Source organism: Streptomyces sp. B3I8 (assembly GCF_030816915.1).
In the GTDB taxonomy this organism is placed as follows: domain Bacteria; phylum Actinomycetota; class Actinomycetes; order Streptomycetales; family Streptomycetaceae; genus Streptomyces.
In genome coordinates this window covers 6,755,375-6,780,733 of sequence record NZ_JAUSYN010000002.1, presented here as the reverse complement: position 1 = coordinate 6,780,733, position 25,359 = coordinate 6,755,375, and the positions used below count along the sequence as shown (strand labels likewise).

The 25,359-nt window shown below is 74.4% G+C and carries 18 protein-coding genes; 5 read left to right on the top strand and 13 right to left on the bottom strand.

Features of this window, described 5'->3' with window-relative positions:
* Positions 1-130: 130 nt before the first annotated feature.
* The 3 genes from QFZ64_RS32020 to QFZ64_RS32010 all read right to left on the bottom strand — a co-directional run bounded on the left by QFZ64_RS32020 (position 131) and on the right by QFZ64_RS32010 (position 3,297).
* Positions 131-2,527: an FxsB family cyclophane-forming radical SAM/SPASM peptide maturase gene (locus QFZ64_RS32020; protein WP_307070962.1), complete on the bottom strand. Its 2,397-nt coding sequence runs from the start codon at positions 2,525-2,527 to the stop codon at positions 131-133.
* A gap of 7 nt (positions 2,528-2,534) precedes the next feature.
* Entirely contained in the window at positions 2,535-2,708 is a 174-nt protein-coding gene (gene fxsA, locus QFZ64_RS32015) for an FxSxx-COOH cyclophane-containing RiPP peptide (protein ID WP_307070961.1), read from the bottom strand.
* Between the two features lie 166 nt (positions 2,709-2,874).
* The gene (locus QFZ64_RS32010; RefSeq protein WP_307070960.1) at positions 2,875-3,297 is read right to left on the bottom strand and encodes a PPOX class F420-dependent oxidoreductase; all 423 of its coding nucleotides are present in this window, start codon (positions 3,295-3,297) and stop codon (positions 2,875-2,877) included.
* A gap of 195 nt (positions 3,298-3,492) precedes the next feature.
* Between QFZ64_RS32010 and QFZ64_RS32005 the strand changes: the two genes are divergently transcribed.
* From QFZ64_RS32005 to QFZ64_RS31995, 3 genes are all read left to right on the top strand, one after another.
* Positions 3,493-4,302, top strand: coding sequence for an MBL fold metallo-hydrolase (locus tag QFZ64_RS32005; protein WP_307070959.1), 810 nt, complete (start codon positions 3,493-3,495; stop codon positions 4,300-4,302).
* A 185-nt stretch (positions 4,303-4,487) separates the two neighbouring features.
* Positions 4,488-5,450, top strand: a complete 963-nt coding sequence (locus tag QFZ64_RS32000) for an ATP-binding protein (protein WP_307070958.1) — start codon at positions 4,488-4,490, stop codon at positions 5,448-5,450.
* A gap of 104 nt (positions 5,451-5,554) precedes the next feature.
* Entirely contained in the window at positions 5,555-5,830 is a 276-nt protein-coding gene (locus QFZ64_RS31995; protein WP_307070957.1) for an SCO5389 family protein, read from the top strand.
* Positions 5,831-5,877: 47 nt separating this feature from the next.
* Here the strand turns inward: QFZ64_RS31995 and QFZ64_RS31990 are convergent, their stop codons facing one another.
* From QFZ64_RS31990 to QFZ64_RS31950, 9 genes are all read right to left on the bottom strand, one after another.
* Positions 5,878-6,357 carry a copper chaperone PCu(A)C gene (locus tag QFZ64_RS31990; RefSeq protein ID WP_307071940.1) on the bottom strand — a complete coding sequence of 160 codons (480 nt, stop codon included), beginning with the start codon at positions 6,355-6,357 and terminating at the stop codon, positions 5,878-5,880.
* A gap of 104 nt (positions 6,358-6,461) precedes the next feature.
* Complete coding sequence (locus QFZ64_RS31985) at positions 6,462-8,699, bottom strand: cation-translocating P-type ATPase (RefSeq protein ID WP_307071939.1); 2,238 nt, start codon at positions 8,697-8,699, stop codon at positions 6,462-6,464.
* Between the two features lie 89 nt (positions 8,700-8,788).
* On the bottom strand, positions 8,789-9,031 hold the full coding sequence (locus tag QFZ64_RS31980) for a hypothetical protein (protein ID WP_307070956.1): 243 nt from the start codon (positions 9,029-9,031) through the stop codon (positions 8,789-8,791).
* Between the two features lie 98 nt (positions 9,032-9,129).
* Entirely contained in the window at positions 9,130-9,741 is a 612-nt protein-coding gene (locus tag QFZ64_RS31975) for a sigma-70 family RNA polymerase sigma factor (protein ID WP_307070955.1), read from the bottom strand.
* Between the two features lie 153 nt (positions 9,742-9,894).
* Positions 9,895-10,779 (bottom strand): hypothetical protein, encoded by an 885-nt coding sequence (locus QFZ64_RS31970; RefSeq protein ID WP_307070954.1) that lies wholly within the window; start codon positions 10,777-10,779, stop codon positions 9,895-9,897.
* A gap of 36 nt (positions 10,780-10,815) precedes the next feature.
* Entirely contained in the window at positions 10,816-11,712 is an 897-nt protein-coding gene (locus QFZ64_RS31965; protein WP_307070953.1) for an ABC transporter ATP-binding protein, read from the bottom strand.
* Positions 11,709-12,713 (bottom strand): iron ABC transporter permease, encoded by a 1,005-nt coding sequence (locus QFZ64_RS31960; protein WP_307071938.1) that lies wholly within the window; start codon positions 12,711-12,713, stop codon positions 11,709-11,711. The genes QFZ64_RS31965 and QFZ64_RS31960 overlap by 4 nt, the downstream gene beginning before the upstream one ends.
* A gap of 95 nt (positions 12,714-12,808) precedes the next feature.
* Positions 12,809-13,876 carry an ABC transporter substrate-binding protein gene (locus tag QFZ64_RS31955; protein ID WP_307070952.1) on the bottom strand — a complete coding sequence of 356 codons (1,068 nt, stop codon included), beginning with the start codon at positions 13,874-13,876 and terminating at the stop codon, positions 12,809-12,811.
* 223 nt (positions 13,877-14,099) lie between these two features.
* Complete coding sequence (locus QFZ64_RS31950; RefSeq protein ID WP_307070951.1) at positions 14,100-15,824, bottom strand: hypothetical protein; 1,725 nt, start codon at positions 15,822-15,824, stop codon at positions 14,100-14,102.
* 290 nt (positions 15,825-16,114) lie between these two features.
* Here QFZ64_RS31950 and QFZ64_RS31945 point away from each other — a divergent pair, with 290 nt between their 5' ends.
* Positions 16,115-19,459, top strand: a complete 3,345-nt coding sequence (locus tag QFZ64_RS31945) for a right-handed parallel beta-helix repeat-containing protein (protein ID WP_307070950.1) — start codon at positions 16,115-16,117, stop codon at positions 19,457-19,459.
* Positions 19,460-19,479: 20 nt separating this feature from the next.
* Positions 19,480-20,793: a S8 family serine peptidase gene (locus QFZ64_RS31940; RefSeq protein ID WP_307070949.1), complete on the top strand. Its 1,314-nt coding sequence runs from the start codon at positions 19,480-19,482 to the stop codon at positions 20,791-20,793.
* 294 nt (positions 20,794-21,087) lie between these two features.
* On the opposite strand, the gene eccCa is transcribed toward QFZ64_RS31940, so the two are convergent.
* The gene (gene eccCa / locus QFZ64_RS31935; RefSeq protein WP_307071937.1) at positions 21,088-25,014 is read right to left on the bottom strand and encodes a type VII secretion protein EccCa; all 3,927 of its coding nucleotides are present in this window, start codon (positions 25,012-25,014) and stop codon (positions 21,088-21,090) included.
* Positions 25,015-25,359 lie beyond the last annotated feature (345 nt).

Sequence of the window (25,359 nt, the reverse complement as noted above, 5' to 3'; positions counted from 1 at the left end):
CGTGCGACCACTTCTGGAGTGCACCATTGGAACGCGAACACACCGCCGCATGCCAGGGGTTGACGCGTTCCGCTTGTACCGAGGGGCGCACGGAGGGCGCACGTGCGCCGGGGCGCGTCCGGCGACGGCGTCATGGTGCGAACGCGGTCGCGGCGGCGTGCAGGCGGCGGACCAGGCGCAGCCCGTACGGACTGAGGGGGCCGGAGCCCAGTATGTCGTCCAGTAGCCCCAGCACGTTCTGCCGCAAGGCGGCGGCGACTTCCCGCGCGTGCGCCGCCGCCGCGGCGTCCCGCTCCGTCCCGGTCCGTGCGCGCAGGGCCCGCAGCCGCCACACGTCGGCGACGGCGAGGTGTGCGTAGGCGCCCTGCAGGGCGGCGGGCAGGGGGCGCGCCTCGGAACGCCAGGGAACGGGGACGCGCCGGGTGTCGGCGGGGTCGAAGGGGGCGTACATGTCGTACAGCGCCCACAGTTTGGCGTGCTGGAACTCGTGGATCAGCAGCAGGGCCAGATCGTCGGCGGTCCGGGGCAGTGCCAGGCCGATCGCGCCGAAGGTCGGCAGTGAGGTGACGCTGATGTCCTCACCGGTCCGGGGAACCAGGGGGATCAGCGTGGTGAGGCCGGCGGAGATGCCGGGCGCATAGGCCGGATAGGCATCCCGGATCAGCCGCCAGGCGTCGGCGAACAGGTGCTGCCAGAGTCGTACCTGATCGGCGGTCAGGCGTGGCTGGGCCTGATGGTTCCCGCCGTAGCAGTCGCGCCCTGGATCGAGGTCGTCCAGGACCACCCGGAGGCCGTCCGCGGTGAGACGGCGCAACGGCTGCCAGCGCATGCCGTCCGGCAGCGGATCACGTCCGAGTACCCGTCCGGCGACGGCGATACGGCCGTCCGCCGTCTCGACGGTCACCGTCCCGCCCGGGCCCGGCGTGCGGTCGTCCTCGGGCAGGAGCAGCCGGCCGATGCCGGGGAAGTGGATGCCGGTGCCGTCCGGACCGCGGCGCGGCGGCACGGGGAGGGTGAGCCGGCCGCGGGTGCGCGCGGTGGCGGAGAGCGCGGCCTCGGCTGGGCGGCCGCCCGCGAGCCGTTCCAGGCGGGCGTGGGCGAGGGCCCACCCCCGCAGATGGGGGTCGGCGAGCAGCAGTCGGCGGGCCTCGGCGGGCAGTGCGGCGACCGCCCTCCAGCCTGCCGCCGAGGCGTCGGGACGCCGTGCGGCGGTCCGCGCGGCGGCGGCGAGCGCGGTGGTGCGCCGGCTGCGCTGCGCGGCGGCCAGTTCGCGTACGTCGTCGGCGGTGCTCAGACCGGCGGCCAGGGCGTCGAAGCGGGACCAGGCGAGACTGTGCCGGTTCCCGGGAGTGCCGGTGGCGGGGGCCGTGACCGGGGCGGGGTCCGTACCGGTGGCGGGGTCCGTGCCGGTGGGACTTCTCTCGGCGGCTCGCACGTGGTCGATGAGCTTGAGGAGGTCGGCGCAGTACACAGAGGGCGCGTCGAAGCCGTTGGCCGAACGGTAGCGGTGCCCGTACAGGCCGCCGCCGCAGACCGCCACCACGCGGCAGGAACGGCAGGCGGCGCTCAGGCCGTCGGTCCCGGTGCGGCGGGCCTTGATGCCCGGGTGGACCGCGGCTTCCTCCAGTCGGTGGGTGGCCAGGTGCAGCCCGGTCTCCGGGGCGCCCGGGTAGGCGGTCTTGAGCCAGTCCGCCTGTTCGACGGCGCCGTCGGTCTCGAGGACCAGCAGGTCGGTGCCGTCCGTTCCCAGCGCCTCGGTGAAGCTGGTGCCGCCGTCGGTGAGCCGGCTGATCGACTCGAACATCCGGATGGAGACGGGTCTTCCGTCGGCTGCCCACCGGTCGTGGACGGCGATCAGCCAGTCCGCGTAGTCGGTCGCCCCGTGCGGGCGGGGCGGCGGGCGGTCCCAATTGGCGTGCGGCAGCAGGAAGTCGATGGCGGGCGGGTCGAGTGCGGCCAGGGCCCGGTAGACGGCCACCGGGTCGTTCGCGACGTCGACCGTACAGAGCAGTCCACCGAAAACCCGCCGGTGGGCGGGGGCGTTGAGGCACCTCACGGCACGCACCACGTCCCCGTAGCTGCCGGAGCCGTCGGCGCGGACGCGGTGCCGGTCGTGGGCGGCCTCGTCACCGTCGAGCGAGACGCTGGTGATGACGGATTCCTCGACGAGCATCGCGCAGAAAGCGTCGTCCAGGAGCAGTCCGTTGGTCTGCATCCGCAGGTCGAGGTCGGCTGTGCCGCGCAGCGCGGACCGCAGGGTCCGGGCGAAGCCGCGCAGCCGCTCCCGTCCCGCGAGCAGCGGCTCGCCCCCGTGCAGGACGACATGGACCCGGCGCAGATGGTGCGCCGCCGCGTGCTCGGCGATGCGGGCGGCGGCCAGCCGGAAGGTCTCCTCCGACATGGTCACCGGCCGCCCGCGCCAGCTCTGGTCCGGGCCGCGATAGACGTAGCAATGGTCGCAGCGCAGGTCGCAGCGGCTGTGCACCTTGATCACGAACTGCCGGAAGGATCCCGTCGCCGCGGTCACGGTCCGGTCAGAGCAGCGAGGACTGGAACGCGGCCACGGGCTCCTCCTCGCCGGGGAGCGTCCTGGCCAGTGCCGCCCTGATGGCGGCCTCCGGCACCTCGTCCAACGGGGTGTCCTGGAAGTCCTCGACCATGCTCGTGGCCGCGGGCTGCCGTTCGTAGCTGTTCACAGGGCTGTCCACAGGCGTCTCCTCGGGCATAGGGCACCGGGTGGCACCCGCCATCGTGGCGTTCCGCCCTCAGCCCGGCAAGGCACTCCCCGGCCAACCCCGGCGCCCCGTCAGGGCGCCAGGGTGTCGGGGTCGGCAGGGGCTCAGGGGTGGTGAGGGGCCCAGGAGCGGGAGGGGCTCAGGTTGCCGGCCCGGTGTTGTCGCGGTAGCCGCCCCAGCCGTGCCAGCGGTCGATCTCGATGTACGCGCTGACGCGGGGGTGCTCGCGGTCGGCGTAGGGCCGGCCCAGGTAGTGCTGGGAGAGCCGGTCGATGTCGGTCAGGTCCTCGTCGTCGCACAGTTCCGCCACCCGCCCGATCAGGGTGACGTGGCTGTACCAGTCGGACTCGTCGAGCACCGTGAGGGTGACCCGGGGGTCGTTGCGCAGGTGGGCGAGGCGCTTGCGGCTCTCGTCCATGTTGACCAGTACCCGGCCCTCGTCCCACAGGTACCAGGTCGCGGTGGACACGGGCTGGCCGTCGGCGCGCAGGGTGGTGACGACGGCCGGGTTCGCCTTGCGCAGCATGGCCACGGCGGCGTCCGGAAGCGGCGGCTTCGACATGGGGTGCCTCCTGTTCCCGCAGTGGTGCGCCGCGGGTGTTGTCACGGGTTGGACATAGCCGGTCCCCACCGTGTCATACGCGCCGGTCGGCCGCCCCGCGGCCGGGTCCGTGCGGCCCGCCGGTAGTACGGTCCTCCGGGCGGTACGGCCGAATGTGTCGGCGCGCCCGGCTTCACGGCGGCGAGAGGAGCAGGCATGGCATCCGCCCTGCGGAACGAGGACATCGTCCGGATCGGCGACGACGTCCACATGGTCACGGGCAGCGACACCAACTGGGTGATCGTCAAGGACGGGGACACCGCCGTCCTGATCGACACCGGGTATCCCGGGGACCGCGAGCGGCTGTACGCCTCGCTGGCCGCGGTCGGGGTGGCGCCCGGGGCCGTGGCAGCCGTGCTGATCACGCACGCGCACAACGACCACCTCGGCTCCGCCGAGCACCTGGCCGTCACGCACGGCACGCCGGTGCTGATGCACCAGGAGGAAGTGCCGCACGCGCGCCGTGACTTCCTGCACCAGGTGACCATCGGTCAGGTGCTCGGCCAGGCCTGGCGGCGCGGGGTGGCGCCGTGGGCCCTGCGCGCGCTGCGGGTGGGAGGGACCGCGCACATCCCGGTTTCCGGTCCCCGCGCTTTCGCGGTGGGCGGCCCGCTGGACCTGCCCGGCGCCCCGGTGCCGGTGCACTCCCCCGGGCACACCCACGGGCACTGCGCCTATCTGCTGCCGGGCAGTGGCGTACTCGTCAGCGGGGACGCGCTCGTCACCGCGCACCCCACCTCCCGGGTGCGCGGGCCGCAGCTGCTGCCGGGCATGTTCCACACCGACCGGGCCCGCGCGCTGGACTCGCTGTCGGTGTTCGAAGCGGGAGAGACGGGAGAGACGGGAGAGACGAGCGGGGTGGTCGACGCGGACGTCCTCGTGCCCGGGCACGGTCCGCCGCACCGCGGCAGTGTGAAGGCCGCGGTGGCCGCGGCCCGTGAGCGGGCGGAGGGTCGTGTGCGCTGAATCCGGCGGGCGGCCCGCCGTCCGGGCCGGTGGGCAGCGGTCCGTCCGCCAGCTCCGTCCGCTCCGCCGGTCCGCCCGGTCCGCCGGTCGGGGGAGCATGATTTGACAGCCGGTCAGCGGCCTCCCGACGATGTTCTCATGAAAGCCGTTTTCAATCCCGACAGCGTCGGCGAAGGGGGCTCGTGATGCGCGTCGCGTTCGTCGGCAAAGGCGGCAGCGGCAAGACCACGCTGTCCGCCCTCTTCGCCGGTCACCTGGCCCGCTCCGGCGCGCCGGTCCTCGCTCTCGACGGTGACATCAACCAGCACCTGGCACACGCCCTGGGCCTGCCCGAGGAGGAGTCCTTCGGCGCCCCGCCGCTCAGTGCCCGTACCGGTGAGATCAAGGATTTCCTGCGCGGGAGCAACCCCCGGATCGCCTCCCCCGAGGTCATGCTGAAGACCACTCCCCCGGGCCGCGGCTCCCGTCTGCTGCGCCTGCTGGGCGACGACGAGATCCACGCGCGGCACGTCCGCGAGGTGGCCGGGGTGCCGCTGATGGTCACCGGCGCCTTCGGCGAGGAGGACCTCGGGGTGGCGTGCTACCACTCCAAGCTGGGCGCGGTGGAGCTCTACCTCAACCATCTGGTGGACGGCACCGGCGAGTACGTCGTGGTCGACATGACGGCCGGCGCCGACGCCTTCGCCTCCGGGCTGTTCACCCGGTTCGACCTGACGTTCGTGGTCGTCGAGCCGACCCGCAAGAGCGTCTCGGTGCTCCGTCAGTACCGCGAGCACGCCGCCGAGTTCGGCGTCCCGATCGGGGTCGTCGGCAACAAGGTGACCGGCGAGGACGACCTGCTGTTCCTCAAGGAGCACGTCGGCGACGACCTGCTGGCGTACGTCCCGCAGTCCGCCCACGTCCGCGCCCGGGAGCAGGGCCGCGCGCACGGCGTGCCCGAGCCGGCGCTGCTGGGCGCCCTCGGCGAGCTGCGCCGCGCGGTGGACGCGCGCCCCAAGGACTGGGAGACCTTCCAGCGGCAGGGCGTCGAGTTCCATCTGCGCAACGCCGCCGCGTGGGGCGACCGGGCCACCGGTACGGACCTGGCGGCCCAGGTCGACCCCGGCTTCCGGCACGGTCCGGCCGCGCTGCGGGCCTCCTCCGGCTGAGCGGGCCGGGCGCGCTCCCGCTCACCGCGCACGGCGGCGGGACCGCCCCCGCCCTGATCGAGCACCCTCAACACCTACCCCCACACCGGACGGGACGTCTCACCGTGTCGCTCGACGCCCTCCCCCACCCGCTCGCCGACACCGAGGGCGGGGCGGCCCGCGACGAGGACGTCGTGGCGGCCGTCCGCGCGTCCCTGCCGTACGCCTACCGGCTCGTCGCCGGGCTCGCGGACGAACTGCGGTCGGGCACCGCCGAGTTCGCCGACGCCGTCGCGTCCGCGCCGACGGAGGCGGAGCGCGGCCAGTTGCGGTGCGCACTGTCCCGCGAGGAGATCCGCGGGTGCCTGGAGCGGCACTTCGGCGTCGTCCTGGCGTCCTGAACGCACGGTGGGGGCCAGAAACAGATGACCCGGCCCCCGCCGGCGTGTCAGTCGCGCGTCCCCGGGCGGACCACCACGGCGAGTGTCTCGACGGGATCGCTGTGCTCGAAGCGGAGCACGAAGGGCACGAGGTCGCCGCTGCGCCAGCGGGACGTGACGGGGACGGTGACATCGCTGGTGAGGGGTGACATGTCGACAGTGCCGCCCGCGGGCACCCGCAGGGAGCCGGCGAGCTGCCGGTAGGCCGCGTTCCCGTCGGTCATCCGGTGGCGGCTCAGGGTGATCCCCCGGCCGACGGTGGACGACGTCACCGCGACCAACGTGTCCGGTGCGCCGCCCGAGTTGGTGATCCGGAAGAAGGCGGCGGTCTCCTCGGCGTCCGGGGCGGGGAGATACAGTCGGGCGTCGGCGACGGCGATCCGGGCGGGGCTGCCGGCCCTGCCCGACGCGGTCCACGCGGCGAGTCCGCCGAGGGCGAGGACGGCGGCGCACACGGGGGCGAGGCCGGCCAGGACGGTGTCCTTCAGACGTCGTCGGGTGGGCCGCCAGGGGTGCGGGGCCGTCGGCGCCCCTCTCTCGGTACGGGAGCCGGGAGCCGGGTGTGCGGCGGCGGCTGGAGCCGCTGCGGGGGTCACATCGCCGCCCGGGTGCGGGACGCGGGCGCCGTGCGCCGGCGGCCTGCCGGTGACGGCTGCCACGCCCGCAGGCGCAGGCTGTTGCCGACCACGAGGAGCGAGCTGACGGACATCGCCGCCGCGGCGAACATGGGGTTGAGCAGGCCGACCATGGCCGGTGGCACGGTCACCAGGTTGTAGCCGAACGCCCAGAGCAGATTGGCGCGGACGGTGCCCAGCGTGGCGCGGGCCAGCCGTACGGCGTCCGCGAGGGCCTCGATGTCACCGCGCACCAGTGTCACGTCGGCGGCCCCGATCGCCACGTCCGTGCCGGTGCCCATGGCGATGCCGAGGTCGGCCCCGGCCAGGGCGGCCGCGTCGTTCACCCCGTCGCCGACGACCGCGACCCGGTGGCCGCGCTCCCGCAGCTCCCGTACGAGCGCGGCCTTGTCCTCGGGCGAGCAGCGGGCGTGGACCTCCTCGACGCGGAGTTCCCCGGCGACGGCGCGGGCCGGTTCCTCGCGGTCCCCGGTGGCGAGGACGGGCCGCACCCCGAGCTGCCGCAGCCGCTCCACGGCCCGGTAGCTGCCCGGCCGCAGGACGTCGCCGATCCGGAGCAGTGCCTCGGCACGGCCGTCGACGCGCACCACGACCGGCGTGCGGGCGCCGTCCGTTCCGGCGGTCAGCGCCTCGGCGAGGACGTCGGGCAGGGTGCCGTCCGGGGAGCGGACCTCGACCGTCCTGCCCTCCACCCGTCCGCGCACGCCCTGCCCGGGCAGGGCCTCGAAGCCCTGCACGGCGGGCAGTTCCCGTCCGGGCGCGGTACGCCGCGCGTACGCCACCACGGCGCGGCCCAGCGGATGCTCGGAGCCCTGTTCGACCGCCGCCGCCAGCCGCACCACCGTCTCCTCGCCGAGCCCGCCGGGCACCTCGGTGACCGCGGCGACGCTCATGTGCCCGGAGGTGAGCGTGCCGGTCTTGTCGAGCACCACGGCGTCCAGGTGCCGCAGGCTCTCCAGCGCCCGTGGCCCGCTGACCAGGACGCCGAGCTGGGCGCCCCGGCCGGTGGCGGCCATCAGCGCGGTCGGGGTCGCGAGTCCCAGCGCGCACGGGCACGCCACGACCAGCACGGCCACGCACGAGGTGAGCGCGGCCTGCGGCTCCGCCCCGGCGCCGAGCCAGAACCCGAGCACCGTGACGGCGAGCACGAGCACCACCGGGACGAAGATCCCGGCGACCTTGTCCGCGAGCCGCTGGGCCCGTGCCTTGCCCGCCTGCGCCTCGGTCACCAGCGCGGTGATGCGGGCGAGCCGGGTGTCGGTGCCGACGGCCGTGGCCCGCACGAGGAGCAGGCCGCCGACGTTCACGGCGCCGCCGGTCACCGGGGCGTCGGGGCCGACCTCGACCGGTTTGCTCTCCCCGGTGATCAGGGAGAGGTCGAGCGCGGAGTTGCCTTCCACGACGACGCCGTCGGTGGCCGGCCGTTCCCCGGGCCGCACCACGAAAACCTGTCCGACGCGCAACTCCTCGACGGGGACCAGCCGCTCCCGTCCGCCCTCGCGCACGGACACCTCCTTGACGGCGAGCGTGGCCAGCGCGCGCAGGGCGGCGCCGGTCCCCCGCCGCGCCCGTGCCTCCAGATACCGGCCGAGCAGGACGAACAGCGGGACGCCCACGGCCACTTCGAGGTACACCGGCGCGGAGCCGTCGGTCGCGGACGGCACGAGGCTGAACGGCATGCGCATGCCGGGGTCGCCCGCGCCGCCCAGGAAGAGGGCGTAGCAGGACCAGGCGAAGGAGGCCAGGACGCCGAGCGAGACGAGCGTGTCCATGGTCGCCGCCGCGTGCCGCAGTCCGCGGGCCGCCCGGACGTGGAAGGGCCGGGCGCCCCAGACGACGACGGGTGCGGCGAGGACGAAGCACAGCCACTGCCAGTCGCGGAACTGCCACGCGGGAATCATCGACAGCAGGAGCACCGGCAGGGCGAGCAGCACGGTGACCACCAGCCGGTCGCGCTCCCGCCGCAGTGCCCGCGCCTCCTCGCTGTCGCCGTCCGCGCGCGTCCGCGGGGTGGGCGGCGCCGGGAGCGCGGCCGTGTACCCGGCGCGCTCGACGGTGGCGATCAGTTCCTCGGGGCCGACGCCGGACGGATGCCGCACCCGGGCCCGGCCGGTGGCCAGGTTCACCGCGGCGGTGACCCCCTCCAGCCGGCCGAGCTTCTTCTCCACGCGCTGCACGCACGCCCCGCAGGTCATCCCGCCGACGAGGAGATCGGTGACGACCTCGCCGACGGCCGGTCCGGTGACCGCAGCCGCGCCCCGTCCGGTGTCCTGTCCCGTGGACATCAGTGACCGCCTCCCTCTCCCATGTCCCCCATGTCCGTGCCGCCGTCGGCTCCTCCGTCGCCGTCCCGGCTCACCTGGGAGCCGTGCATGCCGGGCGCGACCGGCCCCGCGCCGGTTCCGACGGCGTAGGCCGCGGCGAACGCCACGACCAGCAGCAGAAGGAATCCGAACAGGGCCGGCGGGGGCAGCGCCCGGCGGAGGGAAGGACCCGCCGCGGGGGCGGGCCGGCGGGTCTGTGCCATCTGACGCGACTCCCAACACCTCGCACGGCCCCGGGTGGGGCCGTACCGGTGCAGGAGTCGGAGCGGTGGGCCACCGGGTTCCCGGGGGCCGGTGTGACCTACGTCATCGCGAGCGACCCGTGAGCGGTCGGCGCCGGGGCCGGGGTGCCGGACTCGGCGTCCAGCATGCCGGCCAGGGCGCCGCGCGCCCGGGAGACCCGGGAGCGCACGGTGCCGACCGGGCAGCCGCTCGCCTCGGCGGCCTCCCCGTACGGCAGGCCGAGCAGTTGCGTGAGGACGAACGCCTCGCGCCGGTCGCCGGGCAGCGCGTCCACCAGATCCATGAGGGCGACGCCCTCGTCGAAGCCCGGCAGGCCGAGCGGCTGGGCGCGTTCGACGGCGAGCTGCCAGTCGGCCGTGTCGGCCTTGCGGGGCCGGGCGGCGGCGCGGCGCAGGCTGTCGGCGACGGCCCGGCGGGCGATGGACAGCAGCCAGACCCGGGCCGAGGAGCGGCCCTCGAAGCGGTGCAGCGCGGTCAGGGCCCGCAGGAACGTGTCCTGGGTGAGGTCGTCGGCCGCCTGGGGGTCGTGGGCGAGGTGGGCCACGTAGCGGCGTACGTCGTGCTGGAGGGCGCGCACGAAGCGGTCGACCGCTTCGTTGTCGCCGCCGGCGGCGGCGAGCGCCCAGGCGGTGACCGTCTCGTCGGTCACCGCGGGCAGGGCAGGGGTCATGGGTCCCTAGGTCCTTCACTCGGATCCCGTGCGGGCGCGCCGAAGGGCCGCGGAGGCCGTGGTCGGCCGGCCGCACGGGTGGGGAGGTCCGTTCACGCGGACGCGTGAACGGCGGCCCGCGCCGTGCGTGTCACGGCGTCGGGGATCCGGCTGTCACAGGACAGCGGTCGCCCCGGGTGGACCCCGAGTGGTGAAGGCGTGGACGAGCAGCCGCGGACGCGGGCGGTGCGTACGCTCCCGAAGGCGCCGCGGCGGGGCCGGCGCCTCGGGCGGTACGAGTACGGCGAGGACGAGCCGCAGCGGGACGAAGGCACGGTCGGCGCAGGCCCGGGCCAGCGCGAAGGCCGCCTGCTCGCCCTGCGCCAGCCACAGTCCGCACAGCGCGGCGGCCACCAGGTGGGCGGCGAGCATGCCCCAGGATGCGGTACCGGTCGCGTGCGCCATGACGTGCCAACCGGCGGAGTGCGTCTCCGCCATGCCCGGCATACTCGACATCCCCTGCATGCCTGCCGTCCCGGACATGGCGGCCATGTCGTGCGCCATGGAGCTCGTGCCCGTGGAGCCCGTCGGCAGGGGGCCCGTCGACGACAGGGCGTCCATGGCCGACGCCGGCAGGGCGCCGGTGCCGTGCCCGTCCCGTACCCGCTGGAGGAGCCCCGCCTGTACGGCGACGTCGTAGGCCCGGGTCGCCGCGGCGGACCCGGGGTCGGCGCCGCACAGTACGTGGCCGGCCCACTGCCGGAGCCCGGCCGTGCCCGGGGGCGCGGTCGCCCCCGGCCCCGGTACGGACTGCGCGCGAGTGAAGCCCAGGTGCAGAGCCGTCTGTACGGCGACGGTGAGCCCGGCCACCGTGGTGCGCCGGCGTTCCCTGGCCCCGAACGCCCAGCCGACGGCTCCGACCGCGGCGACGGCGGCGGCCAGGGCCCACCAGGGCACCGGCGCCCCGGACATCAGGACGTGACCGGCGGCGGCGAGCACGACGCACACGGCCGCGAACATCGCGGCCCGCAGTGCGCGCAGTACCCCGCCGGCAGACATCTCGCCTCATCCTGACACCCGGAGCCCGGGCCTGTGTCACCGGCCCGCGGAACCGGTCGCGGCCGGGTGGGTACGGCCACCCGCCGCCTTTCCCTCGGCGCCTTTCTCCTCGCCGCCCCGGGCGTTGCCGTCGCCGTCCGTCCCGTCGCCGTTCGGGTCGTCCGCCGGACGGCGGTGGTCGAAGGCGATCAGGGGATCGCCGGTCAGCGGGTGCGCGACGACAGCGGCCCGTACGCCGAACACCTCCGCCAGCAGTGCGGGCCGCAGCACCTCGCGCGGTGGCCCGGAGGCGACCACGCGGCCCTCGTGCAGGACGTGCAGCCGGTCGCAGACGGAGGCCGCCGCGTTGAGGTCGTGCAGGGAGACCAGCGTGGTACGGCGTCGGTCGCGCAGCAGGGCGAGGAGTTCGACCTGGTGACGGACGTCGAGGTGATTGGTCGGCTCGTCCAGCACCAGGAGGTCCGGCCGCTGGGCGAAAGCCCGTGCCAGAAGCACCCGTTGGCGCTCCCCGCCGGAGAGTTCGGCGAACCGGCGGTCCGCGTGGCCGGTCATGCCGACGTCGGCGAGGGCACCGTCGACGATGCCGTGGTCGGCGGCGTCGTCACCGGCGAACGCCCGCTTGTAGGGGATGCGCCCCATGACGACGACCTCGCGTACCGTCAGCTCGAAGTCGCCGCCGCGCTCCTGCGGCAGGGCGGCGATGTGCCGGGCCGATCGCGCGGGGCTCAGCTCCCGCAGATCGGTGCCGTCGAGCAGGACGCGGCCCGCGACGGGCCTGAGATGGCGGTAGACGGTGCGCAGGACGGTCGACTTGCCGCTGCCGTTGGGTCCCACCAGGCCGGTGATCTCGCCCGGTGCCGCGAGGAGACGGGCGCCCGCGACGACCGTACGGCCCGCGTAGGCGACGTGCAGGTCCTCGATGTCGAGTCTCACCGGGCGCTCCCCCGTCGGCGGTCGAGCAGGTACAGCAGGGTGGGGGCGCCGAGCAGCGAGGTGACGACGCCGACCGGCAGCTCCTGGGTGTCCATGGCGGTGCGGCACACCAGGTCGACGACGACCAGCAGCAGCGCGCCGAACAGTGCCGAGACCGGGAGCAGTCGGCGGTGGTCGCCGCCGACGACGAGACGGCAGACGTGCGGGACCATCAGCGCGACGAAGCCGATGGCCCCCGAGACCGCGACGAGGACGCCGGTGAGCAGGCTGGCCGCCGCGAACAGTTCGCGGCGCAGCCGGGCCACGTCGATACCGAGGCCGGCCGCGCTCTCGTCGCCCATCAGCAGCGCGTTGAGGCGTCTGGCGCGGGCCTGGAGGAGCAGCCAGACCGCCGGTACCGCGGCGGCGGGGGCGGCCAGCAGGGGCCAGGTGGCACCGCCGAGGCTGCCCATGAGCCAGAACAGCACGCTGTGGGTCTGCTGTTCGTCCCCCGACCGCAGGACGAGGTAGCTGGTGAACCCGGAGAGGAACTGGCCGATGGCCACCCCGGCGAGCACCAGGCGCAGCGGGGCGAAGCCGCCGCCGCGCCTGGCGACGGCCCACACGAGGACGAAGGTGGCGAGCGCGCCCGCGAAGGCGGCACCGGACAGCCCGAGGCCCAGGCCGCCACCGGCGCCGAGGCCGAGCACGAGCGCGGCGACCGCGCCGAGCGAGGCCCCCTGGGAGACGCCGAGGAAGTACGGGTCGGCCAGCGGGTTGCGCACCAGGGCCTGCGCCGCCGTGCCGACCAGGCCGAGGCCCGCGCCCACCAGCGCGGCCAACAGCGCGCGCGGCAGCCGCAGTTGCCACACGATGAGGTCGTCGGTGCCGGGCCGGGGCGCTTCGCCGGTCGTCCGGCGCCACACCACGCCCCACACCTCCTGCGGCGGGATCGAGGTGGAGCCGAGGGAGACCGCCACGGTGAGGGCGGCGAGCAGGGCGATGCCGAGGAGGCAGAGCAGGGGCGCGGTGGGGACGGGGCCGCGAGCGCCGCGGGACGGTCGGGGCGGGCGGCCGACTGGGGTGTTCGTCCCGCGCGGGAGGACGTCGGCCACCGTCAGCCGACCTTGGACGGGTACAGGGTGTGGGCGATGCGTTCGACCGTGTCGGCGTTCTCCACCCCCGCGATGGTGGTGCGCTCGGACCGGATGCGCAGGAAGTGGCCCTGCTTGACGGCCTTCAGCCCCTTGGTGGCGGGGTTGGTCTCCAGCCACCGCCGCGCCTCGCCGAACGCCTTCTCGGTGGCGGCCCTGCCGCCCCGGTTGCGCACGCCGAGCTGGATCCAGTCGGGGTCGCGGGAGAGGACGTCCTCCCAGCCGACCTGTTTGTACGTCGTGTCGCAGTCGGCGAAGATGTTGCGGGCCCCGGCGAGGGTGATGACCGCGTGGGCGACCTGGCGGTTGCACAGGGCGGTCGGCTGCTTGGTGCCGGCGTCGTAGTCGAAGAAGAAGTACGTGGGCCGCTCGGCCTCCGGGACGTTCCCGATCGCCTTCCTCACCGCCCGGACCCTGTCCTTCATGCCGTCGACGAGTCGCGCGGCCTTCGCGCGGGTGCCGGTGACCTCGCCGAGCGCGGTGATGTCGGCCTCCACGGCGGACAGGTCGGTCACCGCGCCCTCGCGCCGTGCCGCGCAGGCGGTGGACTTGAGGTAGATGTGCTTGATGCCGGCGGCCCGGAACTCCTCCTCGGACGGGGCGTCGCCCACGCCGTTCATCCTCATGCCGGCGAAGGTGTCGATGTAGAGGTCGGCGCCGGAGGCGAGGAGTTTCTCCTTCGGGATCACCGATCTGCTGAGCACCGCGACCTCGCGGCCCTGCGCGTCGAGCGCGCCGGGCAGGGTGCCGGGTCCGGGCGGGAAGCCGGTCCCGATCACCCTGTCGCCGGCGCCGAGGCGGAGCAGCAGTTCCAGGCTGGAGGCGTTGCTCGTGACGATCCGCTCCGGCGGCCGGGAGAACGTGGTTCTCGCTCCCCGGCAGTCGGTGACGGTGACCGGGTAACGGCCGGTGCCGGGCCGTCCGGCGGCGGAGCCGTCGTCCGCAGCGCCGCCGCCCCCGCCTCCGCAGCCCGTCACGAGCAGGCCGCCCACCACCACTGCCGTCGGGCCCCACCCCGTGCGGATACGCATCGCTGTTCTCCTGGATCGCTTCGGTGCGCGGGCTGCTGCTCGCCACCCTCGGTCCAGTAGTCGCGGCGGGCACCGGGTGAGTTCCCGGTGCCTTCCCGGCGGATGCGGTGCTGTCGGTGTGGGGGGATCGGTGGGGGGTGTTCGGTGGGGGGCTGCTCGGTGGGTGCGGTCGGCGGGGGTGATCGGTCGGTGCGTCGGTGGCCGCGGTGGTCGGTCCGGGCGGTCAGTGCTGGGTGTTGCTGGCCCAGATCGCGTTGCCGTTGTCGTAGATCACCACGTTGCCGTCCTCCTGGATCTTGAGGACGGACCCGTTGTGGCCATAGGTGTTGCTGGCCCAGACGGGCCGGTTGGCCGAGGTGTACACGACGAGGTTGCCGTCCGCCTGGAACACCGCCTGGTAGTTCGAGCCGAACGTCATTGTGGCCCAGCGCGCCTTGCCGTTCTCGTCGTACACCACGAGGTTGCCGTCCGTCTGCATGTGCAGCCGGGCCCGCTTGGCGTCGAGGGTCTGGCCCGCCCTGAGCACCCGGGTGGCCGAGACGGTGATGTAGGCCGGGAGGCTCGGCTTGGAGGCCTTCTTCGGCGTGCTCTTCTTCTTGGTCTCGACCTTCGTGGTCTTCGAGGACGTCGTCCTGGTCGGCGAGGTGACCGGACCCGTGGGCACGGTGACCGGTGCCCCCGCGTTCACGGGGCCCCCCACGTGCTTGTCGCTCTTCGGCGAGGCGGAGTGGGATCGGGAGTGGCTGGGCGAGGCGGTGGAGGAGGCGTACGGGGCGCCCGGGCCCTCGGAGCCGTCCTCGCCGAGCACGGTGCCCGCCTGGTCGGCCACGACGCCGTTGTGGGTGTCCGTGGAGCGGTCCCGGTTGACCAGCAGCACGGGCACGGCGACCAGGACGGCGCCGAGCACGGCCGCACCGGCCAGCAGGGGCCTGCCGGGGCGGCCGGTGGGCACCGCGGCCGCGGTGCCGGAGCCGGGGTCGTCGGGGGCGCTCGCGGCCACCATCTGGAGCTCGGCCGGGGCCGGGGCGGCCTGTGCGTCGGCACCGCCGCCGGTGCCGGCGTTGCCGCTGGTACCCGGGGCATCGGCGGACGCGCGGTCCGCGGCGACGGCACCGGAGGCGGCGCCTCCCGGTGCCCCCTGCGCTCGCGGCGCTCCTGACGCCTCGGACGCGGCGGCGGCCGCGGCCGGTTCGGCGGCGGCGCTCGCCGCGACGGCCGCCGCGGCTCCGCCCCCGGCGTCGACGGTGTGGGCACCGGAGGCGGTGCCCCCGGACCCGCCGGCAGCCGTGGCGGCGGCCCGCTTGCGCTTCCGGCCGCCGAACACGCCCGCCCCACGGCGTCCGCCCGTGGAGCCCAGGGTGACGGTGGCACCGTCGGCGGCCGCGGATCCGTCCGCGCCCGGCCCCGTGGTGACGTCCCGCTCGCCCGTGCCGCCCTCGGTGCCCGGCTTCGCGCCGGACGCGGCGGTTCCGGGTGTCCCGGCGTCCGTCGTGCCCCGCGCACCGCCGGTAGCGGCGCCTGCGCCCGCCGTCGGCCGACCCAGGACACCGGACGCCACGGCGTCGGTGTCGTCGGCCTCCTCCGGGGGCGCGGCGCCCGGCCCCGCCCCGCCCGAAGCCGCTTCACCCGAAGCGGCCGCGCCCGAAGTCGCCCCGCCCGGAGCCTTACCGGCCCCGGTGAGCGCGTCGAAGGCCGCGCCCTCGTCGGGAGTCTCGTCCCCCGCTGCGCCGGCGGCTCCGGAACCCGAGGCCCCGAGCCACTGCGCGCGGGGGTCCTCCGCCCCGCCGGGGCCGGTGGGTGCCCCGCCGTCCGTGGCGTCGCCCCCGGCCCCCGGTCGGGAGGCCCCCGCCGGGGGCCTCACCTTCAGGTTCCCGGCCGCCGCCGAAGTGTCGTCCGTCGAAGTCCCCGCCGCCGTTTTCCCGGCGGGCGATCCCGTCCGATCAGCCATCCGCGCCATCCGTCCCGCAGTTCGTCGTACGTCCGTGTGTACGGCTCCATTCACGCACATGTTCCAACGGCTCGTCATGTCACTGGGGTTACCAAAGGGCGTCGGAAACTCTCCGCGCTGGTAGAAGCGTTGCGCGCGGACCATAATTCGTCCCACGGATACACGCGCACACCGCGTGCCCTGCCCGCACCGGTCGTTCCGCAACCCGACCGGAGTAGGAACACGCGTCCGGGGGCGGCATGATGGTGCCCACCGCAACCCACGGGTGCCGACACGAGGAGGTCAGCGGAGTGCGCCAGGTAGTGACGGTCTGTCCGGAGGGCACCGGGGACGCCCGGACGATCGGAGAGGCCCTGGCCAGGGCGCGCGGCGGCGCGGTGCTGAGTGTGCGCCCGGGGACGTACGAGGAGAATCTCGTCGTCACCACCCGGGTGACCATCGTCGCCGAGCAGTCACGCGGCAGCGTCCGGTTGGCGCCGCGCAAGGGCACCGCGATCTCCCTGCGGGCCGACGCGGTGATGCTGACCGATCTGGTCGTGCAGGGTCAGGACGAGAAACTGCCCGTCGTGGACGCCTCGCAGGGGCAGGTCGCGATGCAGGGCTGCGATCTGTCCGGCGCGGCCTGGACCACCGTGCTGGCCCGCAACGCCGGTTCGCTGGCGATGCGCGAGTGCCGGGTGACGAGCAGGACCGGCGCGGGTGTCGTGGTGACCTCGCAGACGGAGAGCTCGCTGGAGTCCTGCACGCTGGAACACCTCGGCACCAGCGGCGTGGTGATCGGCGAACGCGGCCGGGCCACCATACGCGGCTGCACCGTCCGCGACGCCCGCGGCAACGGCATTCTCGCCAACGGCGACGCCCAGGGTTCGGTCGAGGACTGCGACCTGTCCTCGACCGACAAGCCGTCGCTGGCCCTGGAGGAGCGCAGCGCCCTGAAGGTGCTGCGCACGGTGATCCACGACACCACGATCGGCGTGCACCTGACCAGCTCCGGCCGCACCGAGCTGGAGGAGGTGCGGGTCAGCGGCACCAGCGGTCCCGGCATCGTGGTCTCCCACGGCGCCGACCCGGTGCTGCGCCGCTGCCGCACCGCCCGTACACAGGGCAACGGACTGCTGGTGACCGACCGTTCGCGCGGCACGTACGAGGACTGCTGGCTGACCGGGGCGCACGTACCGGCACTGCGTGTGGCCGGGGCGTCCTCGCCGACGCTGACCTCACTGACCGTCCGGGACGGCGAGGCGGACGGCGTGCTCCTGGAGGAGGACTCGGCGGCCGAGCTGGAGCGCGTGGAGATCGTCGACGTCAAGGGCACCGGTGTGGTGGTCAAGGGCGGCGCCAACCCCCTGGTGCGGCGGGCCCGGATCACCGGGGCCGGCGGCACGGGCGTGTCGGTGCGCGACGGCGGGCGCGGCCGGGTGGAGGACTGCACGGTGGAGACACCGGGCGGCGCGGGCGCGCACGTCGGCGCGGGCGGCGACGTCTATCTCGCCGGGTTCTCGGTGAGCTCTCCGGGCGGGGCCGGTCTGGAGATCGGCTCGGAGGGCACGGTGTCGATCCGTGACGGCGAGCTGGTGTCGGCGGGCGGCTGCGGCGTCCTGGTGGAGGACGGCGGCGAGTTGACGGCGACCCGGGTGCGGGCGGCCGCGGCCTCCGAGCACGGCTTCCTGATCCGGGAGGGCGGCCGGGCCGCGCTCAACGGCTGCGAGGCGGCCGGTTCCACCCGTGACGGCATCCGGGTGGAGACCGAGGCACCGGTGTCGGTGGTCAACTGCACGGTGCGGGAGAACCACGGCTCCGGCCTGGTGCAGTCCAAGGCGGGCGGCCGGCTGGCGGTGGAGAACCTCACCAGCACCGGCAACGAGTCCCGTGACGCCTGGGGGTTCGGCGAGGCGGAGGGCACCGACCCGGCGGGTACCGTGACGGACTCGGACGGACCGGCGCGGCCGGACGGACCGATGGCCGCGCTGGAGAGCCTGATCGGCCTGGACAACGTCAAGGAGCAGGTCCGCACGCTGGTCAATCTGACCCAGCTGGCCCGGCGCCGCGCCCAGCTCGGCATGTCGGCGCCGCCGATGAGCCGGCACCTGATCTTCGCCGGTCCGCCCGGTACCGGTAAGACCACCGTGGCCCGGCTGTACGGCACGATCCTGGCGGAGCTCGGGGCGCTGCGCTCCGGGCACCTGGTCGAGGTCTCCCGCGCCGACCTGGTCGCGCAGGTCATCGGCGGTACCGCGATCAAGACCACGGAGACCTTCGAACGCGCTCTGGGCGGCGTGCTGTTCGTCGACGAGGCGTACACCCTCACCTCCGACTCGCGGGGTTCGGGCGCGGACTTCGGCCGGGAGGCCGTCGACACGCTGCTGAAGCTGATGGAGGACCACCGTGACGACGTGGTCGTCGTGGTGGCCGGCTACTCCAACGAGATGCGCAGCTTCCTCAACTCCAACCCGGGTCTCGCCTCCCGGTTCTCGCGGACCGTGGAGTTCGAGAACTACTCGGTGCCCGAACTGGTGGAGATCATGGAGAGCATGTGCGGTCGTCACCAGTACGTGCTCGCCGACGAGACCCGCAAGGCGCTCGCGGTGCACTTCGACCGGCTGCCGAAGGACGCCGGCTTCGGCAACGGCCGTGCGGCGCGGCAGGTGTTCGAGGAGATGGTGGACCGGCAGGCGGTACGGCTGGCGTCGCTGACGAACGTCTCCGAGCAGGACCTCACGCTGCTGCTGCCGCAGGACATCAGTGAGGAGGCGGCGCAGGAGGCCGCCGCGGACCCGGACGCACCGGACGCCGGCGACGACGCGCTGAGCAGGCTGGACGCGCTGATCGGGCTCTCGGCGGTCAAGCGGGACGTCACCGACCTGGTCAACCTGGTCTCGACGGCCCGGCAGCGCGAGGCCGCCGGGCTCCCGGCGCCCCGGATCAGCCATCACCTGGTGTTCACCGGGCCGCCCGGCACCGGCAAGACCACCGTGGCCCGGCTCTACGGCGAACTGCTCGTCTCGCTGGGGGTGTTGCCACGCGGCCAGCTCGTCGAGGTCTCCCGCGCCGACCTGGTCGGCCGGTACGTGGGCCACACCGCGCAGCTGACCCGGGAGGTGTTCGACCGGGCCCTGGGTGGTGTGCTGTTCATCGACGAGGCGTACACGCTCACCCCGCGCGGGGGTTCGGGGTCGGACTTCGGTCAGGAGGCGGTGGACACGCTGCTGAAGCTGATGGAGGATCACCGCGACCAGGTGGTCGTCATCGTGGCCGGCTACACCGGCGAGATGGAGGGCTTCCTCGCCTCCAACCCGGGCCTGTCCTCCCGGTTCTCACGCCGGGTGGAGTTCGCCGACTACTCCTCCGACGAGCTGGTCACCATCGTCCGCCAGCACGCGCTGCAGTCGGGGTACGAGTGCGGGGCCGGGCTCGGCTCGGTGCTGCGGCAGTACTTCGACACGCTGCCCAGGGACCGGTCGTTCGGCAACGCGCGCACCGCCCGCCAGGTGCTGGAGCGGATGATGACCCGGCAGGCGGGCCGGCTCAGCAGGCTGGCCGCGCCCAGCCTGGACGATCTGCGACTGCTGCTGCCCGAGGACCTCGTCGACCAGGCCTCCGCGTCGTCCGCCCCCAGTGGGGCGGCGGGCGCATGACGGACAGGACACGCACGCCCATGACACCCACGCCCGCGTCGCGCACACGCCTGACGCACCCGGACACGGCGCGCCCGCACGCGACACCCACCGCCGCGCGCGCCTCCCGACCGGCCCGGCGGACCCGGGCCCTGGGCGCCGCCCTGCTGCTGACGGCCGTCGTGGGCGGTGCCGCTGCCGCACCCGCGGCGGCGGCCGGGGGCAGTTCGGTGCGGTTGCCGGTGCTGCCCTCGAAGCTGGCCGCCGACGACTCCTGTACGGCGGGGTCGGCCCAGCGGGCCACGGCGGTGCCGTGGGAGCAGGCAGGTCTCCAGCTCAGCCGGGCCTGGCAGGTCACGACGGGTGACGGGGTGACCGTCGGCGTCGTCGACACCGGCGTGTCCACCTCCGCGCCCGCGCTGAAGGGGCGGGTGACGGCGATCGGCGACGCCGGGACGGACTGTGTCGGGCACGGCACCTTCGTCGCCGGCCTGGTGGCCGCGGCCGCGCAGGACGGCGTGCGGTTCGAGGGCGTCGCCCACCACTCCCGCATCCTCGCGGCGCGGGGCAGCGACAACCGGGGCTCGACGACCGCCGAGCGGGTCGCGGCCGGCATCCAGGCGGCGGTCGACGGCGGCGCCAAGGTGGTGACGGTGTCGGCGGCGCTCGAGCGCGACTCCGCCGCGCTGCGCTCGGCGGTGGCGCTGGCCGCGAAGAAGGACGTGCTGGTGATCGCCGCGGCGGTGCCGGACCCGCCGTCCACGCCCGCCTCCCAGGACCCGCCCCCGCGCGACTTCTACCCGGCCGCGACCGACGGAGTGCTCTCCGTCCTCGACCTGGACGTCGAGGGCAAGCGCCCGACCGGCTCGTACACCACCGACAGCGCGGATCTCGCCGCGCCCGGCGACGGCGTCGTCGGCATCGGCCCGGCCAAGAACGGCCACTACATCGGCTCCGGCGCCTCGCTTGCCGCCGGGTTCGTGGCGGGGGCGGCGGCGCTGGTGCGTTCCGTCCACCCGGAGCTGTCGGCGGCACAGACGGCGCGGCTGCTGCGGTCCTCGGCGTATCCGGCGGACGTGCCGCGACTGGACCCGTACGCGGCGGTGACGTCGGTCCTCACGCCCGGGACGTCCGGGACCGCCGGCGCACGGGGCCAGGACGCCGCCGCCCCGCCGGTGCGGCTGCCGGAGGACAAGGCCGCCGGGCCGCTGCGCCGGGCCATGTGGCCGACGGCGGCGGGGTTCGGCGTGATCATCGCCGTCGTCTGGCTCGGCGCGGTGCTCCCCCGGGGCCGACGGCTGGGCTGGCGCCCGACGCGCACGAAGTCCGCGCAGAGCGCGGAGACGGAGGCCTGACGGTCGTCGTCCCGGTACGGGTGGTGTGCGGCCGGCCGCGCGGTTCCCCGCGCCCCCGACGGGGCACGTAGCCGCACTCGACACAGCCTCGTGCGCCTTGGCAGTAGGGGGTGCCGCCCGTTTCCGGAGGCGCGGCCCGGTGTCGATGTGCGGCTCCGCCGCGGGGCGCGACGAACCACGACGCAGCCGCGCCCGCCGGCGAACCGGACACCTCCCACCCCCTCCCGCACGCGGCAAAAGGGCCGGTTCACGACCTCCGTGGTCGTGAACCGGCCCTTTGCCGACCGAGCCGTACTACTCCGCCGTGCCGGCGGCCAGGGCCGTCTGGATCAGCGTCGGCTTGCGGCGGACGATCCGCAGCGCCCGCCCCGGCGGGAGTACCCGCGGCTTGACGTTGCCGAACACGTAGCCCTCGGACGGCGGGCAGGACATCAGGATGCCCGGCGTGTTGACCTCGTCGAGGCGCCGCAGCAGTTGGTCGTTGAGCCCGCGGCCGGCCCCCGTGGCGGAACGGACGACCACCATGTGCAGCCCCAGCTCGTGCCCGAGGGCGAGGTGTTCGAAGAGCGGGGCGAACGGGTGGTCCACGACCGAGCCGCCGCCGACCATGTCGTAGTCGTCGACGAGGACGAACAGCCGGGGCCCGGTCCACCAGTCGGCGAGCCTCATCCGGGCCGGGGTGATCTCCGGGCCGGGCAGCCGGGTACGGAGCGCCTTGGCCGAGCCGCCGACGAGCTGCTTGAGCGCGTCCATGGCGACGGCGTGGCCGAGCCGGTACTCCTCCGGCACCGCGTCGACCAGGTCGCGACGGTAGTCCACGACGAGGATGCGGGCCTCGGTGGGCGTGTAGCGGGCGACGACGGCGTCGGCGATCACGCGCAGCAGGTTGGTCTTGCCGCTCTCGGTGTCGCCGACGGCGACCATGTGCGGGGTGCGGGAGAAGTCGTGCCAGACAGTGTCGAGGGTTTCCTCGTCCTGGCCGAGCGGCACCTTCAGGCCGTCGCCGAGTTCCGGCGCGGGCAGGTCGGCGGCGGGCAGCAGGTGCGGCAGCATCCGCACCTGGGGGGCGCGCGGGCCCTGCCACGCGTCCGCGATCCGCTCGACGAGGTCGGCGACGCCCTCGCTGAGCGTCTCCGGGTCGCTGGAGCCGTCGCCCCGGGGCAGCGCGGACAGGAAGTGCAGTTTGCTGTCGACGGTGAGGCCCCGGCCGGGGATACGGGGCACCGCGTTGGCCTTGCGGACGTCCACCACGGAGTCCATGTTGTCGCCGAGCCGCAGTTCGAGCCGGGTGGCGGCCTGGTCGCGGACGGGGGCGGTGAGCTCCAGCCAGCGGGCGGTGGCGACGATGAGGTGGATGCCGTAGTTGAGGCCGCCGGTGGCGATCTGGTTGAAGGTGGGGATGAACTGGTCGAAGTTCTGGCGCACTTCGGACCAGCCGTCGATCACCAGGAAGATGTCGCCGTGCGGTTCGTCGGGGAACTCCCCGGCGGCCCGGCGGCGCCGGTAGGTGGCCATCGAGTCGATGCCGTGCTCCAGGAAGAACTGCTCGCGCTGGGTGAGGATGGCGGTGACCTCGGCGACCGTGCGGCTGATCCGCTCGCTGTCGAGGCGGGCCGCGACGCCGGCCACGTGCGGCAGCTTGGTGAGCTGGGAGAGCGTGCCGCCACCGAAGTCGAGGCAGTAGAACTGGGCTTCGCGCGGGGTGTGGGTCAGTGCCAGGGCCATGATGAGGCTGCGGAGCACGGTCGACTTGCCGCTCTGCGAGCCGCCCGCGACGGCGACGTGACCGCCGGCCGTGGCGAGGTCCACCAGAAGCGGGTCGCGCCGCTGGTCGAACGGTTTGTCGACCAGGCCGACGGGCACCCGCAGCTTGCCGGTGCCCAGCCACTGGGACGCGGTCAGGCCGCGCACCGGGTCGACGGTGAGGCCGCCGAGGAGTTCGTCGAGCGGGGAGGGGTCGTCCAGCGGCGGCAGCCACACCCGGTGGGCGGGCGGCCCGGAGTCGCGCAGCCGCTCCAGTGCCACGGCCAGCAGGGTGCTGCTCTCCTCCTCCGCCTCCGGCTCCGGCTCGATCGCGGCCGGGGCGGGGGCGCGGGGCACGACGTACCCGGCGGACCAGGGCACCACCTGGGTGGCGACCCGGGCCTGGGCGACCGCGCCGCCGCGCCGGCGGTAGGGGCCGGAGACGTAGGCGGCGCGGAACCGGGTGAGGGCCTCGACGCCGCTCTTGAGGTAGCCGCTGCCGGGCTGGGAGGGCAGTTCGTAGGCGTCGGGTACGCCGAGGACACCCCGGGACTCCATCGCGGAGAAGGTACGCAGACCGATCCGGTACGACAGGTGCGACTCGAGCTGGTGCATACGGCCCTCGTCCAGGCGCTGCGAGGCGAGCAGCAGGTGCACGCCGAGCGACCGGCCGAGGCGGCCGATCATCACGAAAAGCTCCATGAAGTCGCGGTGCGAGGCCAGGAGTTCGCTGAACTCGTCGACGACGACGAAGAGGCTGGGCAGCGGGGCGAGGGGGGTGCCGGAGGCGCGGGCCCGCTCGTAGTCCAGGGCGGAGGTGTAGTTGCCGGCCGACCGGAGCAGTTCCTGACGGCGGATCAGTTCGCCGTGCAGGGCGTCCTGCATGCGCTCGACGAGGGCGGCCTCGTCGGCGAGGTTGGTGATGACGGCGCTGGTGTGCGGGAGTTCGTCCAGGCCGAGGAAGGTGGCGCCACCCTTGAAGTCGACGAGGATGAAGTTGAGGGTCTCCGAGGAGTTGGTGAGGGCGAGGCCGAGGACGAGGGTGCGCAGCAGCTCGGACTTGCCGGAGCCGGTGGCGCCGATCAGCATGCCGTGCGGGCCCATGCCGCCCTGCGCGGACTCCTTGATGTCGAGCTCGACGGGCCGCCCGTCGGGGCCGACCGCGATCGGTACCCGCAGTCGGGCGGAGCCGGTGTGCTTGCGGAACAGGGTGTCCGGCTCGAGCCGGTGCAGGTCGGCGACGCCGAGCAGGGTGGTGAGTTCCATGTCGGCCAGGAGCGGCTCGACGGCGTCGGTGGTGAGGCTCATCCGGTAGGGGGAGACGAGCCGGGCGAGCGACTCGGCGGCGCGGGGGCCGACCCGGTCGGGGCGGCCGAGGGCGGTGGTCTGCTCCCGGCGGCTGCGGTCGGTGCGGACCAGGGAGACGGAGTCGGGGGCGACGTCGAGGCGGAGCGTGGTGCGGCCGGGGCGCCAGGTGAGGGCCTCGGACAGGTCCAGGACGACGGCGTTGCGGTAGCCGGGGCCGTCGAAGCGGTGACCGGCGGGGACGGCGGCGCCGTCCACCACGACCACGACGAACGGCTCGTCGCGGCCGGGCGCGGCGTCCGGGTCGTAGGCGGGCCGCTCGGCGAACTCGCTGCCGAGCTGGTCCTCCAGGTCGGTGAAGGCGGTGGCGATCATGCGCAGGGGTCCGGCGCCGTCGGTCTCCTGCGGGTGCTGGTTGTGGGGGAGCCATTTCAGCCATTCCCACTCGCCGCGCACCTCGTCGTCGGCGCAGACCGCGATCCACATCTCCTCCGGCGGGTGGAACAGCGCCAGTTGGCACAGCGCGGCACGGAGCATGGCGCGGGCGGCCAGGCGGTCACCGCGCATCAACACCCGCGACCAGGAGCGCAGATAGAGCGCGATGGGCTGGCCGGGGACGGTGCTGTAGGCGCGGATGAATCGGCGCAGGGCGTGTGCGCTGAGCGGTTCGAGGTCCTCGACCGGTTTGGTGGAGATCGGGGTGAGCCGCATGGCGAACTGCTGATCGCCGACGGCTATCCGGACCTCGCCGAAGTCCTCGTCCTTGGGGCGGCGTTCCCACAGCCGGGTGGTGCGCACCATGGAGCGCAGCACCCGGGGCTCGGGGTGGCGCCAGGCGAGGGCGAGTTGCTGCTCGACCACCGCGCGCTGCACGGTGCGCCGGCTCTGGGCCAGGTAGCGCAGGTAGTCGCGGCGTTCGCCGCGCAGCCGCTGCTTGCGGTCGCCCGCCTTGCGCATGACCTGACCGACCATCATGGCGGCGGCGGCCAGCACCATCATGCCGAGCGCGATGTACATGAAGACGCCGTTGCTCTGGCCCCCGGAGCGCAGGAACATCAGCATCATGGAGACCGACATCATGGCCATCGGCATGTACGTCCACACCGCGGAGGTGTCCGGGACGGTCTCCTGCAGGGTCGGCGGTTCCTGAAGGGTCAGCTCGCCGCTGGGCATGTTCGGGCCGCGACGGCGGGCCGGACGACGGAACAGGACCACGCTCAACGCTGGAGCTCCTTACGGTTTGTCGCGCAGGACGGCGGCACGTGGAGGCAGCCGGGCGCGCCCGGGAACGGCACCTCGGCATCGCGGGCCGGGCGGCGCGCGGGGAAGGCCGGTCGGACGGACCGTACGATACGGCGGTGCACTCGGGCTTACCCGCGGGGGTAACGAGAAGTGAACACCATTGTGCACTGGCTCCCGTTGGTCACGGTCACCGGAAGTGTCAGTAGTCTGCACCCGTCAACTCCGTACGTCCATGTCACCCCTCCCCCCTCTCGCCACTCCCTCCCCTTTCCGACG

What these genes read in the sequence shown, in the direction of transcription:
- QFZ64_RS32010 (WP_307070960.1), bottom strand. Translation starts at nt 3,297, where the DNA reads ATGTCGAAGCCGCCGCTTCCGGACGCCGCCGTGGCCATGCTGCGCAAG.
- QFZ64_RS32005 (WP_307070959.1), top strand. Translation starts at nt 3,493, where the DNA reads ATGGCATCCGCCCTGCGGAACGAGGACATCGTCCGGATCGGCGACGAC.
- QFZ64_RS32000 (WP_307070958.1), top strand. Translation starts at nt 4,488, where the DNA reads ATGCGCGTCGCGTTCGTCGGCAAAGGCGGCAGCGGCAAGACCACGCTG.
- QFZ64_RS31985 (WP_307071939.1), bottom strand. Translation starts at nt 8,699, where the DNA reads ATGACCTGCGGGGCGTGCGTGCAGCGCGTGGAGAAGAAGCTCGGCCGG.
- QFZ64_RS31980 (WP_307070956.1), bottom strand. Translation starts at nt 9,031, where the DNA reads ATGGCACAGACCCGCCGGCCCGCCCCCGCGGCGGGTCCTTCCCTCCGC.
- QFZ64_RS31975 (WP_307070955.1), bottom strand. Translation starts at nt 9,741, where the DNA reads ATGACCCCTGCCCTGCCCGCGGTGACCGACGAGACGGTCACCGCCTGG.
- QFZ64_RS31970 (WP_307070954.1), bottom strand. Translation starts at nt 10,779, where the DNA reads ATGTCTGCCGGCGGGGTACTGCGCGCACTGCGGGCCGCGATGTTCGCG.
- QFZ64_RS31955 (WP_307070952.1), bottom strand. Translation starts at nt 13,876, where the DNA reads ATGCGTATCCGCACGGGGTGGGGCCCGACGGCAGTGGTGGTGGGCGGC.
- QFZ64_RS31950 (WP_307070951.1), bottom strand. Translation starts at nt 15,824, where the DNA reads ATGGCTGATCGGACGGGATCGCCCGCCGGGAAAACGGCGGCGGGGACT.
- QFZ64_RS31940 (WP_307070949.1), top strand. Translation starts at nt 19,480, where the DNA reads ATGACACCCACGCCCGCGTCGCGCACACGCCTGACGCACCCGGACACG.
- eccCa (WP_307071937.1), bottom strand. Translation starts at nt 25,014, where the DNA reads ATGCCCAGCGGCGAGCTGACCCTTCAGGAACCGCCGACCCTGCAGGAG.